This window comes from Roseburia sp. 499 (genome assembly GCF_001940225.2).
In the GTDB taxonomy this organism is placed as follows: Bacteria; Bacillota; Clostridia; order Lachnospirales; family Lachnospiraceae; genus Petralouisia.
Window position 1 is genome coordinate 2,040,413 of the sequence record NZ_CP135164.1, and the last position, 17,397, is coordinate 2,057,809.

Sequence of the window (17,397 nt, forward strand, 5' to 3'; positions counted from 1 at the left end):
CACAAAAACACAAGACAGAATTTGTGCAATTTGACCATTTTTATTGCCTGTTTTCCGTTAAGTATGCTTAGCAACACTCTGACGCTCCACCAAAGTCACCGGCAACGTTATAGTCCCACCCGCATTTCCATCTTCCTTCAGTTTCTTTAACATATCAATAGCAATTTCTGCCCGCTTCTTCTTATCTTGACAAATTGTAGTAAGTGCCGGACAAACCATTTCACACAACGGAACATCATCAAAACCAGCAACAGAAATCTCTTCTGGAATTTTTATTCCCTGTTCCTGCAAAAACTGCATTAATTCAATGGCATAATAATCGGAAACTGCAAAAATTGCAGAATATTTTTTCAACACTTCTATTTTCTCCTGATAAAAACTTTTACGTTCTTCCCGTTCCATGGGAATCATAAGAAAATCCGCTCCATCCTCTGCCATACCTGATTGAAATCCCTGAAAACGTTCCTGATCCATACATATATCATTATCTGAAATACACAACACCTTTCTATGTCCCATTTCCCGAAAATATTTACCGACTTGATAACCGCCATCATAATTATCAATTACCAAATTGCATAGCCGCTGTGTCTCCTCTAGGTATCCATCATACACTACAAATGGAATGTGCATACTGTCTCGCAGTTTTTTATAATCCTGTTCACAGAATCCAATAATCACTAACCCTTCCATGTTCCACATAGACGCAAATCGTGGAATCTCCTTCCACTCCTTTGCTGTTTTCACCATCATAAAGTCTCCGGCTTTTTCTATTTCTACGGAAAGCTCGTTCAATGCAGAGGCAATAAAATTATCTTCTAATACATGGTCTTCATACTTTTCATGATTATTCACCACCACACCGATAATACGGGAATTGTTCTGTGCCAGCAAGATTCCCGCCATACTTGGAATATACTGTTTCTGCTCTAACAGTTCCTGCACCCTGTGCACCGTTTCATCTGAAATTTTCTTTGTTTTTCCATGAATTACATTCGACACGGTAGCTGTACTGACCCCTAATTCTTCTGCTATATCAACGATTCGGATTCGTCTGTTTTCCATTTCACTTCCTACCTTTTATCCACTTTTTACTTAAAATTATAGCACATCTCTTTCTAAAACAATATTTTATTTTCTGCATATTTTTTCACATAACTGCATATCCTTATATTATGAGAAAACGAAAAAACTATCTGGATTATATCCCAATGCATAATCCTTTATATGAATACACCTATAATTCAAAAAAGCATATTGAAATCCACGTCCATAATACAGGACTATTCCCACGTATTGCCCAAATACTCTGCAAATGCCCTGAGTACAGCAATATTGAATTGGATGACTTTGGCAGTTTTGTCTGGAAATGCGTTGACGGAAAACATTCCATTTATGAGATTGGAGATGATGTCAGAAAACAATTCGGCGAAAAAGCAGAGCCGCTCTATGAACGTCTCTGCTCCTTTTTCAAAATACTGCACCAGTATAGTTTTATCGTAATGCGTTCCTGACCTCGCCTGCCTTTTCTCCTTCTGTTACAACAAATTCCATTCATCAAATACTTTCTTACAATACCAGTGTTCATCCACCTGTTTTACTACATCCCCCACAGCAATTACCGGATGACTGATATCATTGGGTGGAATATATGCTACCGTTCCAACACTACCATCAGACATTACTACTTGCTTTTTTATAAAATGTTTTACCATATTTTTTACAAAAATAGCTGTCAATGTCTGATCTAATCCCACATAAGTATTTTCTGTAAACTTTTCTAAAATATCAAAAGGAAGACGTGCCTCTTTATAACTTCGTTTAGAAACCATCGCATCATAAACGTCACAAATTGCCGTAATTCTTGCGAACACTGAAACCTTCTCTCCTGAAAGTCCATCCGGATATCCGGTTCCATCCATTCTCTCATGATGATGGAGCACGGCATCTTTTACAACATCAACATACTGATTATCTAAAAGTTCATAAGAAAAAATTGGATGATGTTTAATTACCTCAAATTCCTCTTCTGTTAACTTTCTCGGTGCAAATAAAATCTGTTCCGGTATCTTAGTTTTGCCAATGTCATGCAAAAGCCCTGCCATAACCAACCTCTGAATTTTCTCATATGGTAATTTAAGCCAATATCCCATTATTCCATTCAAAAAAGCTATATTCAGTGAATGACGCTGCAACTCCTCATCCAACTTTCTCGGAACATGAATACATTGAAAAAAGTCACAAAAATCCATTATCTGAATCTTCTGTGCAACTTTCTCCGTTACGGACTCTACCATATCATGTTCTACTTCCGCCACATGTTCAATTATCTCAAGCAAATTCCGTACATCCTTCTTAAGCTCTGTATATCCGAAACGATCTTCTACCACTCTCTGCTGAATCTCCGGTGGCATATTATCCTGACTCATGATTTCACGATAAGAGGTTTCATAAGTCACAACACAATTATCCTCTGTACCCAGATTTTCCAAACGTCTTATGGTACTTTCTGTAATTTTTTCTCCAGCACGTATTAATAATACCCTTCCGTATTCATTATAAAGGTCATCTGACAGTACCATTCCACTCCATAAATATCTGATTGGAACTCTTCTTAACTTCTCCCTGCTCTTCTCTTCTGTCATATTTTACCTACACTTTCTCTTCCGGAACAATATAACGGCATCCATATTCTTCCGTCCACAGACTCTGATTCTGTACCCTTACTACCTCATAATTACCCTGTAACCTGTTATCGCCTAACTCGATAAGAACCTGTATCTGATTCTTTTTCTCAAAGCTTCCCGCCATGGTTTCAATGAGCAAACCATCAGCACTGATATTTCGTGTAGTAAACGCAATCGGCTTTTGCAGTTGAATTTTCTGTTGGTTTACGACAATGCCTTCAACCTTTCCTTCTGCTACAATTTCATACCGCTTTCTTTTTCTATCTTCCTTTTTTCCTCCGCTGTAAAGACTTATCTCATATTCATTTGCAATCATTACTCTCTTGAGATTTCCAAAATATTCAAATAGCTCATTCTTTGAAAAAACCAGCAGAGATACTTCTCTTTCTCCGAAACTATGTATGTCACTTGCACTAATTTTTACTATTTTCTTATTAGAATCATACGCATTAATCCTGGTATCTGCAATAAGCTGATTGCTTTGGATATCTTTCATCTGTGCTCTGCATCCAATTAAATCATTTGTAAATTCTACCACACTATCACGCTCTTTCCATTCTTATATTCTGAAGGTTTCCATGGTGCCCTGAAGGGACTTTATACTTCCTAACACCTCTCCGGTTTCTGTTGTTACATTCTCACTGGCAGAAGTAATCTGCTGAAGATTATCGTTGACTGCATGAACTGCTGCATTCAATTCACCCTGTGACTTTGTAATCATATCTAAAATGCTGTTGATATTCTGAATAGATGCACTGAGTTCCTCTGCTTCAGCCCCTAGTTCTGTACTGACCTCTGCATAATAGGATGCATCCTCTTTATAGCTTCCTGCCAATTCACCCAATCTGTCATAATCTTTCATAACTACCTCATCAAGAAATGATAAAATGGCATTACTTTCGGAAGAAAGTAATTTCACGCTTTCTAATACCTTAGCAGTCAAATCATTCACCTTGCCGATTTCCTGTCCTGTAACATTACTTAGATTCTTAATTTCATCCGCCACAACTGCAAAACCCTTACCAGCTTCTCCAGCTCTTGCGGCTTCTATCGATGCATTTAATGCCAATAAATTCGTCTGAGATGCAATCTCCTGAATTGCCTGAGACACCTCTACAATCTGATTGATAACCTCGGCACTTTTAATTGCCTGCGCAAGTCTTACACGGCTATCCTCCACCATTACAGAAGCACTCTCTTTATCCTGCATCATTTCCGGCACAAGTTTTTCCACTCTCTCCTGAATCTCTCCTGCCTTTGCTGTCATCTCCTGTGCCTCTTCTGCCAACTTATTTACTGCACCCGTTACATCTGCACAAGTTTCATCAATCCTTCGAATACTATTTGTTTGTAATTCCACGCTCGCTCCGGTTTCTTGCATTGTTGCGCTAATTTCCACAATATTTCCGCTGATTGTGGTCACTTTCTGATTCGCATTCGTCATCCTATCCTGTATCACCGAAGACTCCTGCTTTGTCTTACGTATCGTTGCAATAAACCGCTCTTCTAATTCTCCAATCAGGTACTCGATTTCATTTACTTCATTTTTCTGCTCCCTACTGTCTTCTTCTCCAATCACCTTTTCCTTCACAAATTTCTTCATTTTATCCATCGATCTTAACATTCTGCTAATAACCATGTTTAAAAGTGCCACAATGATAATTAGCAAAACTATTCCCATCACCAACGGAAAAATCAGATTATTCCATACCTGCTTATTAATAACACTCGTATTCCGGGTAACTCCTAATTTCCATCCGGTAGACTCAACCTCACCAATAACCCCATACTTCTTCTGACCATCATAATCCGTAAAGGTAAATGCCTTCTCTGAATCCAAATTTATCTTTACCCGGTCTGTCAAAATAGTGTTGCCGTCTTCCTTTGGAAGATACTCCTCATTGGCATGGGTAACAACACTTCCATCCTCTGCCAGAAGAAAAGTTTGCGTACTGTCATCTGTACTAATATTCCGGGTGATTTCAATTAATCTGTCTATCGTAATATCTGCCAAAAGTACCGCCTGTTCGCCTTCTATCTTCAATGGTTTCGCAATGCTGACAATCATCTGTCCGCTAGCAAAATCCGTATACGGTGCTGTATATATCAATCCATTTTCAGAAACAGCTTGTTTCCACCAATCTCTGGTCGTCGGATCTAAATCCAGTTTAGAATGGTCTGCGGGAAATACGCCTCCCTCATATCCAAAACAACAATAGTACATCAATGCATTTTCATTCTCATTCAAATTAACTTCCAGATAATCCATAATTGCATCTGTATCTTTGCTATCTATGTAGGCAAGGGCATTTGCCATAGTATCAACAATCTTTCCTTCTTCTTTTAACCATTCATTGATAATATCTGCGTTGGCTTTCGCTTCTTCCATCAGAAGGTTCTTCGCATCCTGCACCATGATATTTCTGGTAGTCATACTATTTGTCAACGTGTTTAACAAAATGATAAGAACTGTGCAGATTGTCACAAACATTGCAATCCTTCCTTTAATAGTACCCAAAAATCCTATCCCTGTTTTCGTTCTGTTACCCATGATTGTTACCATTCCTTTCATTTGTAAATGTCTACTACCGAATAGAATAATCTGCATATTTATGCAACTATTTTAACATTCTTTTCACTAAAAAGGAACTATCCAAAAGGATAGTTCCCTTACAAAATCTTTAAAACCATAATTTCTGCCCTTGCGCCAAAAACAACAGGAACTTCAACGCGTAATTTCTGGCTAATGGTAAATTTGCATACATCGCCAGGTTTTCTCGGACAGATATCGCAACCTGGGGTAACTACTGCCTTTCCCATACACTGTGTCTTTGCATTACCGGCTTCGCCGAACGGTTTGATTATAACCGGAATACAAACATTCACATCCTGATAGCCGACTGCTGTGCATCCTACTTTGTCTTTTTCTTTCTCTTTTTCGTCACACTCATCCTTATATATTTCCCGATTCAATTCATTGCTCATAATGGTCTCATTTCGAATTGGGAATTGTTTTCTTATTACTTCCCACAATTATGATATGATGAATCAAATAAAACAGTTCCTTTTATCTCCCATTGTTCAAGCGTATAGTACACTCCAAAGCTTCACATACTATCTGCGAAAGTATGGTGTGTTATATGAATCTTGATAAAATCGTATGTAACTGTATGAACATAACAAAAGGATAAAGCCTACTTTAGAAAAAGCTATCCCTTTTAGCAAAAGCCCGTTATTCAGCAGAGTCTCACCCCCACTGTTTCTATATTCAAATGTTTCATTTGAAGAACCAAAAACACACGTCCATTTTCGTTCCTTAATATCCCACAAACCGCAGAAAATCAAGGTTTCTTTGAAAGCAGGCACACAGTTTCAACGGTACTTTCATTGTCCCAATCAAGTTCATATAACTCCTGATCATTGAAAAATACAGGAAAACGGAACTTGAGACTTCTTAAAATCCTACCGTCCTCTTGTTCTGCCTCATAGATATTTACTTCCTCGAGAAAGCTCTTCATAAATGTCTTCTTCTCCATATCCGCAAATCTGTCATACAGCTTATCAAAGAATAATAAGAACTGATACACATTTTCACCGGATATCTTTTCCTGCTTAATATTATACAGTCTTGTCTCTATAGCTTCAATGGAAGTTTCAATTTCCTCTATCTCACCATAAAGCTTATCCAGTCTGACTTGCATATCCTCATACTTCTTGTCATAATGCTTGTCCGATACAGATAAGTTATCCATCTGATTTGCCAGCTTGTTCTTGGCACCGGTTACCTGCTTTAATCGCTCCTGTAAACCTGTATGCTCTCTGTCCAATTCTTCCGTATCAATGCTGTTACCGATGTGCTTCTGAATCTCAGTTTTGAACTTTGGATTGTTTACAAGCTTTCGGATAACTTCTTCCACCGCCGCATTGATTTTATCCTCACTCCACTGCTTACGGTAAGTACATTTGTGACCATTTACAAAGGTTCTGTGCTTGCAGGCATAGTAGAAATAATCTCTGTAATGCCCGCCGTCGGGATGCTTTTTTCGATTTACATTGCCATACATACCGCTTCCGCATATCGGACATTTAATGATACCGGATAAAATATGCTCGTGATCCAGACTGTGAGTTTTGATATTAGCAACACCTGTTTCCTGTCTCTTTTTGTGTACCTGATTCCACAATTCTTCCGAAACAATTGCCTCGTGAATACCATCATTTAACATATAGTTATTCTGCTTTACCACATGATACTCATTTCTTGTACCCGGAATCTTCTCATTCTTTCTTCTACCAAAGGCAAGCTTGCCGCAGTACACCGGATTATCAAGCACACCTTTTACAAAGGATGTGGAAAATCCTTCAATGGTATTGTTCTGGCGAAGCTTTTTCTTGTATCCGCTGTTGTTTAGGAATGTAGCAATTGCGGCAATTCCCATGGTTGTGTTGGCATACTTATCGTAAATAATTCGTATTACCTCAGCTTCATCCTCTGCAATATGCAACTCACCATTAATAAGCTGATATCCATAAGGAGCAAATCCACCATTCCACTTACCTTCTCTTGCCTTCTGTCTGCGACCTTCCATGGTCTGCACCAATATATTTTCACGCTCTATTTCAGCCACTGCGGATAACACGGAAATCATCAGCTTACCCGCGTCTTTAGAACTGTCGATACCATCTTCCACACAGATAAGATTAACACCAAAATCCTGCATTCGCTGAAGAGATGATAAAACATCCGCTGCATTTCGTCCAAATCGGGATAGCTTGAATACGAGTACGAAATCAATGTTGTCTTTACCTGTTTCAATATCCTGAAGCATCTGTTGAAATTGTGGGCGACCCTCCACGCTTTTACCGGATTTACCTTCGTCAGAGTATTCCCCAGCGATAATCATATCTTGGTAATCAGCGTATTTATGCAATTTGTCTTTTTGCGCATCTAAACTGTAGCCATCTACCTGCATGGAGGTGGATACACGGGTGTAGATGTAGCATTTTAGTTGTTTTTTCATAGGTACCTCCTTCTATTTTCTTCCGCAACATTTTTTATACTTCTTTCCCGAACCACACGGACAAGATTCATTAGGATAAATCTTTCTACCAGAATTAAGCTGTATTTTCTTCTCTAATTTCTCAATACTTTTCAAAAGGCTATCTCTATTAGCTCTTCTTTTTCTATCTACTTTCAGTTCATATTCTTCTTTCAAAGATTTTGAAATATTGCTTTCTTCCAATTCAGCAAATTCCTCTGACAATTCCCTATATAAATCTTCCGCATCACGATATTTATTCCCCGCTTTAATGTCAAAATACAAATCCTTCATTATGTCTATATAGTGAGGATTTTTCTGATCCTTAAACAAACGATAATATCCTATCCAACCCCAGCCCCATAAGGGATCAGACTCAAGATATCCTTCATATAACTTATATGCTTTTTCTATTTCACCCATATCTGCATATGTATCCGCAATCTCACGTTTTGCATTTTCGTGAAACAAATCCGTATCACCGTTTCTTGACCACTGAATCTTCAAAATCTGCTCATTAACCGCTATTACATCCTTATACCGTCTGGTATTTTGCAATATCATAGTTGTATCATTTGCCCAATTTCCAATCTGCCAATCTAAAACATTACTACCAAGTTGGTCAGAATAATTGTTTTCCCTTTCCATCAACCCCCATAACAGATTCCATGCTTCCAACGCTTTATCAGCTGTTTCGTCATTCTCGGGCAAATCTGGCAAAAAAGCCATAACAAAAGCATATTCAACTCTTTCTTCATCTCTTTCAGTAATAGCCATACTCATCCCTCTTCAACCCACGGTATTGAATAGTATTCTCCGGCTATAAAGTCATCCATGCCCCAACCAAAACCGGAAAATTTATGCAATATCGTTTCTAACCGATTCTTCCATAATTGATACAACTGTTCATCTCCACTTGCTATAATAACTGCGTCATGATATGCATCACCAAGTGCATCATAAAAAGCTTCATCTATATCGCCATAACACATAGTAAAGTCCGTTGCACATTCTGAAAAATACAATGCAAGGTCACCGTACCACCTGCCATCATCTCCCACACATACATCTGCAAAATCAGACAATACCATCTGTGCTCTTTCTAACGAAAATCCTGTTCTTACAATATCAGAGGGATTAAATATTCTATACAATTGGCTCTTGTATTTCTCTAACAATGTATTTCCATAGTCCTCGCCTAATATCATAAGGCTCAATCCTGCCTCTACAGCCTTATTGGTCTTATAAAAATCAACAATAATATTCATTAACTCTTCTTTTCTCAATGATTCCAATTTTTTAACTAGTGCCTTTTCTGTTAATTTTTTTGCCATATTACCACTCCTTACTGATAATAAAATCCACTTTTTCCTTTAAATCATCACTAAATCCATCTAAATCATCCTTCGAAATCACACCCAGGTTAATCAGAGAAACAATATCATAAATCATATTGCTTTTTCTTAATTCGATAAGCACTCCCGGATTTTTTCTGTCTCTTTTGATTCGTTCTTCCAAATTCCAAAACTTATCTGATGCATTCCCTTCCCCTTTCAGCAAATCAATATATTCTTTTACCAAACGTTCCATATAGTTTTCCTGCCATTCAGCAATACTTGATCTGAATAATTTCCAATCACTTTTTGAAACTTCCATGCAAACATCCTCCAATCTTATGCATAATTTCATACGCTTTATATAGTCCCAACAAAATTATATATCTGTTCCAACATTTTCTCAACCAGTTTTTCTCTTATCAGGTATAAACATATAAACTTCACATAATCCTTATCATAAACCCTTTAAAACTACATATAATATTATTGCAGATTTAGCCAAAATACCGCTTGCATTTAGCGGATAATAATGGTATCATATCTGTTAGTGATCAGGTTGCAGAAACTTGCGATGCCTGCGACCGGAAGGAAGACCTGCGGGCCTTCCTTTTTTTGTACAAAATATATGGAGAAAAATATGCCCAAAAAAGCAATCAAACCTTTTATTACATACTCTGATCAGTTAAATGTTCTGACTCAGAAAAAACAACTTAATATTTCTGATTTGTCATATGCTGAGGGAAAGCTGCATGATATTGGCTACTACTCCTTAATCGATGGATACAAAGATATATTCTACAATCCAATGACAAGAACATATGAGGAAGGCACAAATTTTACGGATATTGTTGCATTATATGAATTTGATGAAAATCTTCGTTCTCTTGTATTTAAATACATTTGTCATGTCGAGCAAAAAATCCGCTCATTGATTTCTTATTCCTTCTGTGAAGTTTTTTCTGAAAATCAGTCAGCGTATTTAAATCCTACCAACTACAATATTTCCAATAAAAACAGTCGTGATATTACTAAACTAATATCTATATTGACATACGAAGCCAATCAGAACACCGAACATAGTTATGTTGTATATCAGAGAAACACATATGGTAATGTCCCATTATGGGTAATCATGAAAACTCTTACTCTTGGACAAACTTCAAAAATGTATTCATTTATGCTCCCAAGCATAAAATCCAAGGTTAGCGTACATTATGGCAATATTACAGAAAAAGAATTAATACAGTATCTAAAGGTACTTACGGTCTTTCGTAATATATGCGCACATAACGAGCGTCTGTTTTCTTATGAATCTAGATTTGAGATTCCTGACACCTCGCTACATAAGAAAATGAGGATACCCCAAAAAGGAATCCAGTATCTTTATGGCAAACACGATATGTTTGCTTTGCTCATAGCTTTTCGATACCTACTGGATAAAGAAGATTTTAAATTTCTAAAGAAAGAATTAACCAAACTGTTTAATACTTTCTCCACTGCCACATCAGCAACCCAAAAAAGCAAATTACTTTATGCAATGCATTTTCCATCTAATTGGGCAAATATTACCCAATATAAACTATAATATATTAATTAACCTCCACCGTAACAGGTGGAGGACAACACTTTCAACCCGACCATTTATATACCACTTATCGGTCAGTTATAAACTTTCATTCTTTCTACATTTGAACGCTCATCCATATGTATACATCCTACTTAATCAATTAAATCTTGCAGGATGCCGGTAATCCTTATGCTACTTTCTGAAAACTCGTTTGAAAGTTCTTCACATAAGCCAAATACCGCAGTCTTTTTCCTTCTGCATCATAGCCCCAAGTTTCCGGATCATAGTGAAGCTCTTCAAGTATATCTTGCATAACCAATAGCCCATATTTCTCCATCATCTCAGCCAGAAATGTGCAACAGCGTTCAAATTCCTTGTTCAAACTGCTTCTCCTTCCATAGTTGCTTCTGCATCGTTTCTTACATATAAAATTGTAATTACTTCATATACCAATGATACAACCACGACTCAGAAAAAGCAATAATTCAAGCATATATAAAAATTTGTCGTTAAATAAAAATTTGTTTTCTGATTATCGAGCTCATAATTCGCTGCAATAATTTTCTCATGTCCATGGCAAGATACGCATTAGAGACGTCTCTGCCTCCTCCAATGCATCTTGTCAGGGAACTTCCCCTAAACCCCCTGTTATTTATACCTTTACTGAAAAATATGGAGTAAAATTGCTCATTTGCACCAAAATATGGAGTATTCCTGCCATTTTCCAGTAAAAAACGGGTGATATGCTTTTGCCCACAAATGAATGGATTTTTAAAGTACAGTAAAATTTGAAGTAAAAAATACATTTCACATTGAAATATGATGTATTTCAGAGCTTTTACCTAAAAAAATAATGTGCTCTTTTTTCCAACTATTTTAGCACATGAAAAACTGATGTAAAAATGAAATTTTACTGTAAAATACGCACCATTATAGTATTAATTTGCATCCATAAACTTTTCACAAAAGTTTAATTTTATGCTACCACAATTGTCGTTATGAGAAGGTTGCTTAATTACTGAATAAGTGTTTCTCCCACTGGATGTCTATACTAATTCGTTGGGACAAAGAAAATGATACAATCTTAACGATTGTACCATTTGGGGTGTTCAAAGGGGTGTTCATTTGAACACCCCTACTAAATGCATTATTTCTTGTTAAATTCAGTATCCTTAACAAAGGTCCAAACTGAAAGTTTTCTACGCATCGCTTTTCTATTTTGGGTGGAATTTGTTAACGAAACTAATTCATCTATATCTAAACAAGTGCGTCCTTTAAATTCCACACGAATGTCTTTTGCTTTTAATATCAATTCCATAACATTTTCCTCCTGTCTATAATCGCATGTTTTCATTTGCTTGTACGCAGGGAAAACCCTGCGATTTTAGCAGGAAAAATTACATGAAAATTAAATACATAAAAATGGCCCTCCTATGAATTTTGTTTTAAATCTAATTTTCTAATCTCAGTTATCATTGGGCAAACTATTGCAATGCAAATAATTAAAATACCTGATAGTAAAAACCAATGATTTACACCGATTCTATCAGCAAAGAATCCAGAAAGAATTAACCCAATTGGCATAGCAAGAGACATGATACTTCCAGTTAAAGAAAATACACGTCCTAAATATTCAGGCTTAATTTTCTCCTGAAAAAGAGCTGTTTGCACACCGCTGTAAAACGGAACCGAAAGCCCCATTATTGCACAGCAGACTACAAATATGAAAAATCCACTTTGGGGAAGTAATCCTGAAATGGTTAAGCTTATCCCCATCATAAAAATGGATGCCGTTATTAATAAGATTCGCTTTTGGTAATTCCCAAATAACCCTAATAATAGACCCCCTATCAACATACCAGAGGCATAAGCAATCTCCGTAATAGAACTATGCATCGGTGTACCATTAAAATATTCCATAGTGATTAAAGGATATAATGCATTTATGGGCATATAAACAAACATATATAATGTTCCAACGAGTAATAAAGCGAATAATCCTTTATTTTGCCGTAGTACAGCCATTCCTTCTTTCATTTCTCGTATGAAATTTGGTTTCAAACTTTGCACTTGATCACCCAGCTTAGGAATACGTACAATTGCTACCGTAATAGATGCAATCACAGCACCCAATACATCGATGGCAATAATAGCATTTAGTTCCCAAACGGAGTATAAGAGTGCTGCAACCGCCGGACTAACAATATAGCTTATAGACTGCAAAGACTGACTATAGCCTGCACATTTCGTAAGCTGTTCTTCTGGTACTAAAAGTGGCGTAACCGCATTGAGAGCCGGGGTGTGAAAAGCTGTTCCAATGCTACGGATAAACAATACTACCATAACCATCCAGATAGGTAGCTCCATATACAATGCAACAATAGCAAGCACTGCCCCAGCTGCTGCGATAATTAAATCAGCACCAATCATTATCTTCTTCCTATCATGACGATCCACTAATACACCAATAGCTGGTCCAAAGACCGCATAGGGTAAAAAACCTACTAGTGAAGCCATAGACAAGACCATCGCAGATCCTGTTTTCTCTGTAAGGTAAAAAATGATCGCCATTTGCAGGATGGCACTAGTGATTAATGATACTGCCTGCCCTGCCCATATTGTATAAAACTTAAGTTTCCAATTGTTGTATTTTTCCATTTATATTATCTCCTGCATATTATTTTGCTTGAATTTCTAACAACAAAAAAGCCTATCATCGGGGATAGATTCTGCTTTTTTTATTGCCAGCTTATCTTAAACGCATTGAGGCTGTCATAGTTTCGGTTCCTCCTAAACTCTTATTTGTATCAGCATATATTTTAACACAATAAGTTGTTTTAAGCAACGTTTAAAATTGAAAAAAGCCACGGACAGCGATATCAAAATACGCAATACCGTCAATGGTCTCGATGAACAGTGCAAGCACTGCCATTGACGGTATTTCTTTATTTTGCTTATGAGCAGACAAGGGCAGTAAGCCAAAAGCTGGCTTACCGCCCCAATCACTCATTCTGTTATGCGTAGATAATCTCGCTGTAAATGATTTCTCTAACTCTGGACTGAATTTCATTCATTTTCTGTACCCACAGCATAGCATTATCTGCTTTCAGTTGCTCGGTCACATTTTCCTGCTCTGCAATTTGCTTTGTCAGCAGGAGCAAACGCTCCTGTGCCTGTCTGTCAATATCTGCAAGGTAGGAGTTTAGTGTACCCTCAATCAGCATTGTGGTATAGAGGAACTGCTTATGCTCCTTTAGATACTGCTTGTGGCGTTGTCCCCACAAACCGATAGGCTGTGTTTCTTTTTCGGAAAGTATCAGACAAGGGATATAATAATCTCCCTGCAATTCATACCATAAACCATTACTCTCATCAAAAATGTACTTGTCCATATAATAAATCCTCCAGTATAATATATTCGCACATACGTCACAGTTCTCCGATTGCCACATTCTGTTATATCTTGTTATCAGATTTTCTTTCCCTTGTGTTTGCCCTTATCAGCTTCCAAGGGAAGAATAAGCATAAGTGAAATCGTATAATAAGTTAAGGTGAGCATTTTGCGATAAACTCTTTATTTTCAAGGCTTTTGGAGGATTTTATTAAAACCCTGTGAGGGTTAATAACCACTTATAAAATTGTGGTTTTCAAATTCAAATTTTTCTAACAGTTTGCTAAATTGGAATTTACAGTTATCTATACTCATTTGGAATTTCGATATGAAATGTCTCACACAACAGCTTCACATCATGTACATCATTTTCATCAAATTCATATCCCAAATGGAACATTACTTGACTATGTGGTTCAATACAAGAAACCTCTATCTCCTCAATTTTTCCTTTGCCAGAAAAAGTTTCTACCGGAAAGTAATCCCCCTCATAAAGAATTTCACCTTCGCCCGTATATTCAAAACAATGCAAATCAACAATCCTGTTTTTCGCATCTTTCCATACAGTATGGTTCAATGTTGTATATTCCATCTTAATCTCATAAAAGTCATTAGCTTTCATTATCTCTATAAAGTTCTGATAATCTTTCTTTTCTACAAAAATATCAATATCGTTATGGACTCTTGACTGATGTCCAAGCAACGCATCTACCCCCCAGCCACCATCAAGAAAGACTTTAATCTCGGCATCTATCGCGAGTTGAAGAATCTGTTTTACATCTGTAATATTGACCATCTTATCATCTCCACAAATTCAAGTTTTTCTAATTCTATTATATCATACGAAATTTAATTTTTCACTCTATATGTTCATGATTGGCTGTCTTTTCATACCATCAAGGATTTGTTTAACAGCCGATTCATAATCAGATTTTATTTTCTGAATCTCACTATATTCCAATGAAATGCTATACTTTGCATCTTCTGGCACATCAAAGTGTTCACTACTTTCAATCTTACCATCCGGGAAACTAAGTGTACCTATCGTAAGGCTTTTAAGTTCAAAAGTACGCTCTTCGTATTCACAAGCCAGCATATAAACTGTGCATCTAATAATCTTCTCTACTAATTCATCAGGAAAATATTGCAGAAAGGCAGCAATCAACAAATTCCCTTCAAAAACAATTCCATGACATTCTACATTACAGTCATTTAACTTTTTAGTCTTTGTCTGAAGACGCAATTTGATTATAAATGGAAGATTAAATTCCTCCCTATACTTATCAATCATTTTACTAACCTTCTTACGGAAGGCTTCCTTTGCCCTCTTCTGCTTATCATATTCCGTGGTACCAAGACCCATTATATGCTTAATAATCTCCTTATCATCACAGTTCTTTGGTGCCACTATTTCCAAGAGACCATTCTCATTCTGTGATGAACTCACTTCTTGACAATCTTCTTTTGTTACACGAAAGAATAAGTTATCCATAAAAACAACCCCATTTCTACCTAATAAATTATATTATACCATATTCATCATTTCCCGGATACAAGATATTCATGATATGCCTCTTCAAATTCGGCTGCAGTCATATTGTCTAACGCTTGTTGACACTCATATAACACTTCCGCTTTTTTATGAACACCACATCCAGATTCTCGTAAAGCTACTGTAACAACACCCATCACGATTCGATTGAAACTTCCGGTATCAAAAATTGCATTAATATCTTTTCCCATACTTTTCTCCTTAAATAAAAATCCTATCATCTAAAATATTCATTACAAAGTTTTTCTCTTCAATCGACCATGATTCATAGGTTTCTTCAATTATCTGACTTTCTTCCCATCTAATTTCATGAACCAACCTAGTGTTAGCATCTAATTAGTACAAAATAAAATGAGATATTCCCTTAAATGTATTATATAATCAATACAAGAGGAGGAACTCATTATGTCACGTAAAAAGCCACAACACACCAAGCAGTTCAAGTTGGATGCTATCAACTATCGCAAGGAACATCCCGACTTAACTCAAACAGAAGTAGCCAAGAATCTCGGTATAGGAGTCAGTACCCTGGCTCGCTGGGAAGCCCAATTCAGAGACTGTGATGGTGACATCCCAGTAAGAGGATCAGGTAACTATGAATCAGACGAAGCAAAGGAAATTGCTCGTCTTAAACGTGAGCTCCGTGATGCTCAGGATGCGCTTGATGTATTAAAAAAAGCCATCAGCATTCTGGGGAAAGATTAACGGAAGCTATCTATACAGAAGTTTCTGCAAAGGTAGAGGCGTCTAAAGTTACTGGACACCGCGTCTCTACTTCCGGAATGCTGAAATTTTTAGGTGTGTCTCGCTCTGGATATCGTTCTTTTCTTAACCGAACAGTCTCTGCTACCAGGCAGCGCAAGGAAGCTATGAAAAAGAAAATCCAGACCATCTATAATGATTCTAAACAGAATTACGGCGCCCCTAAAATAACCCGGGAACTTCGTAAATCCGGCGAAACCATTGCTGAACGCACTGTTGGTAAATACATGCGTGAAATGGGCATTAAAGCTCAGTGGATTAAGCCTTGGACTACTACAACCAGAGATTCTGATTTTAGCAATGAGCTTCTCAACATCCTTGATGAGCAATTCAACCCTGAACGTCCTAACGCTGTCTGGTGCACCGATATCACATATATTTGGACTCAAGACGGCTTTGTTTACCTCAATTGCGTTATGGACTTATTTGCCAGGAAAATCATTGCCTGGACTCTCGCGGACACCATGGAAGTGTCTACTGTTATTGAAACCATTAATAAAGCTAAGGCTCGTCGTAATACCGATTTACCTTTGATAATACATTCAGATCGTGGCAGCCAGTATGTTTCAAATGCCTGGCGTGAAGCCACTGAATCAATGCAGCGAAGCTATTCTCATAGCGGTTATCCTTACGATAATGCTTGTATTGAATCCTTCCATTCCTTGATTAAAAGAGAATGGCTAAACAGGTTCAACATCAGAAACTATAGCCATGCATACAGGCTTGTCTTTGAATACATTGAAACCTTCTATAACACCGTCCGGATTCATAGTCATTGTGACTATATGTCCCCTGACGAATTCGAAAAACTGTATGAAAGGGTGAATGTTCTGCCGGCTGCTTAGCTGGCGGAACCTCTCATTTTAATTTGTACTAAATCTTGACATAAGACCAACCCTTTATGCATATAATAATAGCTACCATATCTTTTTCCGAAGAGTGTGATGTCATTCTCGGATTCCAGTTGTTTCAAATATTCATTTACGAAATCATCGTACTTTTCCTTTCCTATATTATCTGCAATTATCTTCATTTCCTTAGCCATCTTAACACTCCCCCTTC

The 17,397-nt window shown here is 37.1% G+C and carries 21 protein-coding genes; 4 read left to right on the forward strand and 17 right to left on the reverse strand.

Going from position 1 to position 17,397, the window contains the following annotated elements:
• Positions 1-57 precede the first annotated feature (57 nt).
• Positions 58-1,065: a LacI family DNA-binding transcriptional regulator gene (locus BIV20_RS10065; RefSeq protein WP_075720610.1), complete on the reverse strand. Its 1,008-nt coding sequence runs from the start codon at positions 1,063-1,065 to the stop codon at positions 58-60.
• 110 nt (positions 1,066-1,175) lie between these two features.
• Here BIV20_RS10065 and BIV20_RS10070 point away from each other — a divergent pair, with 110 nt between their 5' ends.
• Complete coding sequence (locus BIV20_RS10070; RefSeq protein ID WP_075720611.1) at positions 1,176-1,514, forward strand: PqqD family protein; 339 nt, start codon at positions 1,176-1,178, stop codon at positions 1,512-1,514.
• Between the two features lie 24 nt (positions 1,515-1,538).
• Here the strand turns inward: BIV20_RS10070 and BIV20_RS10075 are convergent, their stop codons facing one another.
• The 8 genes from BIV20_RS10075 to BIV20_RS10110 all read right to left on the reverse strand — a co-directional run bounded on the left by BIV20_RS10075 (position 1,539) and on the right by BIV20_RS10110 (position 9,382).
• Positions 1,539-2,645, reverse strand: a complete 1,107-nt coding sequence (locus tag BIV20_RS10075; RefSeq protein ID WP_075720612.1) for an HD-GYP domain-containing protein — start codon at positions 2,643-2,645, stop codon at positions 1,539-1,541.
• Between the two features lie 7 nt (positions 2,646-2,652).
• Positions 2,653-3,225, reverse strand: a complete 573-nt coding sequence (locus tag BIV20_RS10080) for a PilZ domain-containing protein (RefSeq protein WP_075720613.1) — start codon at positions 3,223-3,225, stop codon at positions 2,653-2,655.
• Between the two features lie 21 nt (positions 3,226-3,246).
• On the reverse strand, positions 3,247-5,259 hold the full coding sequence (locus BIV20_RS10085) for a methyl-accepting chemotaxis protein (protein WP_158024926.1): 2,013 nt from the start codon (positions 5,257-5,259) through the stop codon (positions 3,247-3,249).
• A gap of 98 nt (positions 5,260-5,357) precedes the next feature.
• Positions 5,358-5,672: a hypothetical protein gene (locus BIV20_RS10090; protein ID WP_075720615.1), complete on the reverse strand. Its 315-nt coding sequence runs from the start codon at positions 5,670-5,672 to the stop codon at positions 5,358-5,360.
• A gap of 356 nt (positions 5,673-6,028) precedes the next feature.
• Positions 6,029-7,708: a recombinase family protein gene (locus tag BIV20_RS10095; RefSeq protein ID WP_075720616.1), complete on the reverse strand. Its 1,680-nt coding sequence runs from the start codon at positions 7,706-7,708 to the stop codon at positions 6,029-6,031.
• A gap of 12 nt (positions 7,709-7,720) precedes the next feature.
• The gene (locus tag BIV20_RS10100) at positions 7,721-8,503 is read right to left on the reverse strand and encodes a YecA family protein (RefSeq protein ID WP_075720617.1); all 783 of its coding nucleotides are present in this window, start codon (positions 8,501-8,503) and stop codon (positions 7,721-7,723) included.
• 2 nt (positions 8,504-8,505) lie between these two features.
• Complete coding sequence (locus BIV20_RS10105) at positions 8,506-9,060, reverse strand: hypothetical protein (protein WP_075720618.1); 555 nt, start codon at positions 9,058-9,060, stop codon at positions 8,506-8,508.
• 1 nt (position 9,061) lies between these two features.
• On the reverse strand, positions 9,062-9,382 hold the full coding sequence (locus BIV20_RS10110) for a multidrug transporter (protein ID WP_075720619.1): 321 nt from the start codon (positions 9,380-9,382) through the stop codon (positions 9,062-9,064).
• A 318-nt stretch (positions 9,383-9,700) separates the two neighbouring features.
• On the opposite strand from BIV20_RS10110, the gene BIV20_RS10115 reads away from it, so the two are divergent.
• Entirely contained in the window at positions 9,701-10,648 is a 948-nt protein-coding gene (locus tag BIV20_RS10115; protein WP_075720620.1) for an Abi family protein, read from the forward strand.
• 169 nt (positions 10,649-10,817) lie between these two features.
• On the opposite strand, the gene BIV20_RS10120 is transcribed toward BIV20_RS10115, so the two are convergent.
• The 7 genes from BIV20_RS10120 to BIV20_RS10150 all read right to left on the reverse strand — a co-directional run bounded on the left by BIV20_RS10120 (position 10,818) and on the right by BIV20_RS10150 (position 15,764).
• Complete coding sequence (locus tag BIV20_RS10120) at positions 10,818-11,012, reverse strand: hypothetical protein (RefSeq protein ID WP_075720621.1); 195 nt, start codon at positions 11,010-11,012, stop codon at positions 10,818-10,820.
• 765 nt (positions 11,013-11,777) lie between these two features.
• Positions 11,778-11,948: a hypothetical protein gene (locus tag BIV20_RS10125; RefSeq protein ID WP_202817014.1), complete on the reverse strand. Its 171-nt coding sequence runs from the start codon at positions 11,946-11,948 to the stop codon at positions 11,778-11,780.
• 113 nt (positions 11,949-12,061) lie between these two features.
• The gene (mef(A), locus tag BIV20_RS10130) at positions 12,062-13,288 is read right to left on the reverse strand and encodes a macrolide efflux MFS transporter Mef(A) (protein WP_075720623.1); all 1,227 of its coding nucleotides are present in this window, start codon (positions 13,286-13,288) and stop codon (positions 12,062-12,064) included.
• 356 nt (positions 13,289-13,644) lie between these two features.
• Entirely contained in the window at positions 13,645-14,022 is a 378-nt protein-coding gene (locus tag BIV20_RS10135) for a TnpV protein (RefSeq protein ID WP_009288846.1), read from the reverse strand.
• A 300-nt stretch (positions 14,023-14,322) separates the two neighbouring features.
• Entirely contained in the window at positions 14,323-14,817 is a 495-nt protein-coding gene (lnu(C), locus tag BIV20_RS10140) for a lincosamide nucleotidyltransferase Lnu(C) (protein WP_075720624.1), read from the reverse strand.
• A gap of 66 nt (positions 14,818-14,883) precedes the next feature.
• The gene (locus tag BIV20_RS10145) at positions 14,884-15,513 is read right to left on the reverse strand and encodes a hypothetical protein (protein ID WP_075720625.1); all 630 of its coding nucleotides are present in this window, start codon (positions 15,511-15,513) and stop codon (positions 14,884-14,886) included.
• A 47-nt stretch (positions 15,514-15,560) separates the two neighbouring features.
• On the reverse strand, positions 15,561-15,764 hold the full coding sequence (locus BIV20_RS10150; RefSeq protein WP_075720626.1) for a hypothetical protein: 204 nt from the start codon (positions 15,762-15,764) through the stop codon (positions 15,561-15,563).
• A 214-nt stretch (positions 15,765-15,978) separates the two neighbouring features.
• Here BIV20_RS10150 and BIV20_RS10155 point away from each other — a divergent pair, with 214 nt between their 5' ends.
• A complete protein-coding gene (locus tag BIV20_RS10155) occupies positions 15,979-16,278 on the forward strand; it encodes a transposase (protein WP_075720627.1) in 300 nt (99 codons plus the stop codon).
• An 8-nt stretch (positions 16,279-16,286) separates the two neighbouring features.
• Positions 16,287-17,180, forward strand: coding sequence for an IS3 family transposase (locus BIV20_RS10160; protein ID WP_143524533.1), 894 nt, complete (start codon positions 16,287-16,289; stop codon positions 17,178-17,180).
• On the opposite strand, the gene BIV20_RS10165 is transcribed toward BIV20_RS10160, so the two are convergent.
• Positions 17,177-17,380: a hypothetical protein gene (locus tag BIV20_RS10165; protein WP_075720629.1), complete on the reverse strand. Its 204-nt coding sequence runs from the start codon at positions 17,378-17,380 to the stop codon at positions 17,177-17,179. The two genes, BIV20_RS10160 and BIV20_RS10165, sit on opposite strands and share 4 nt — an antisense overlap.
• Positions 17,381-17,397: the final 17 nt, after the last annotated feature.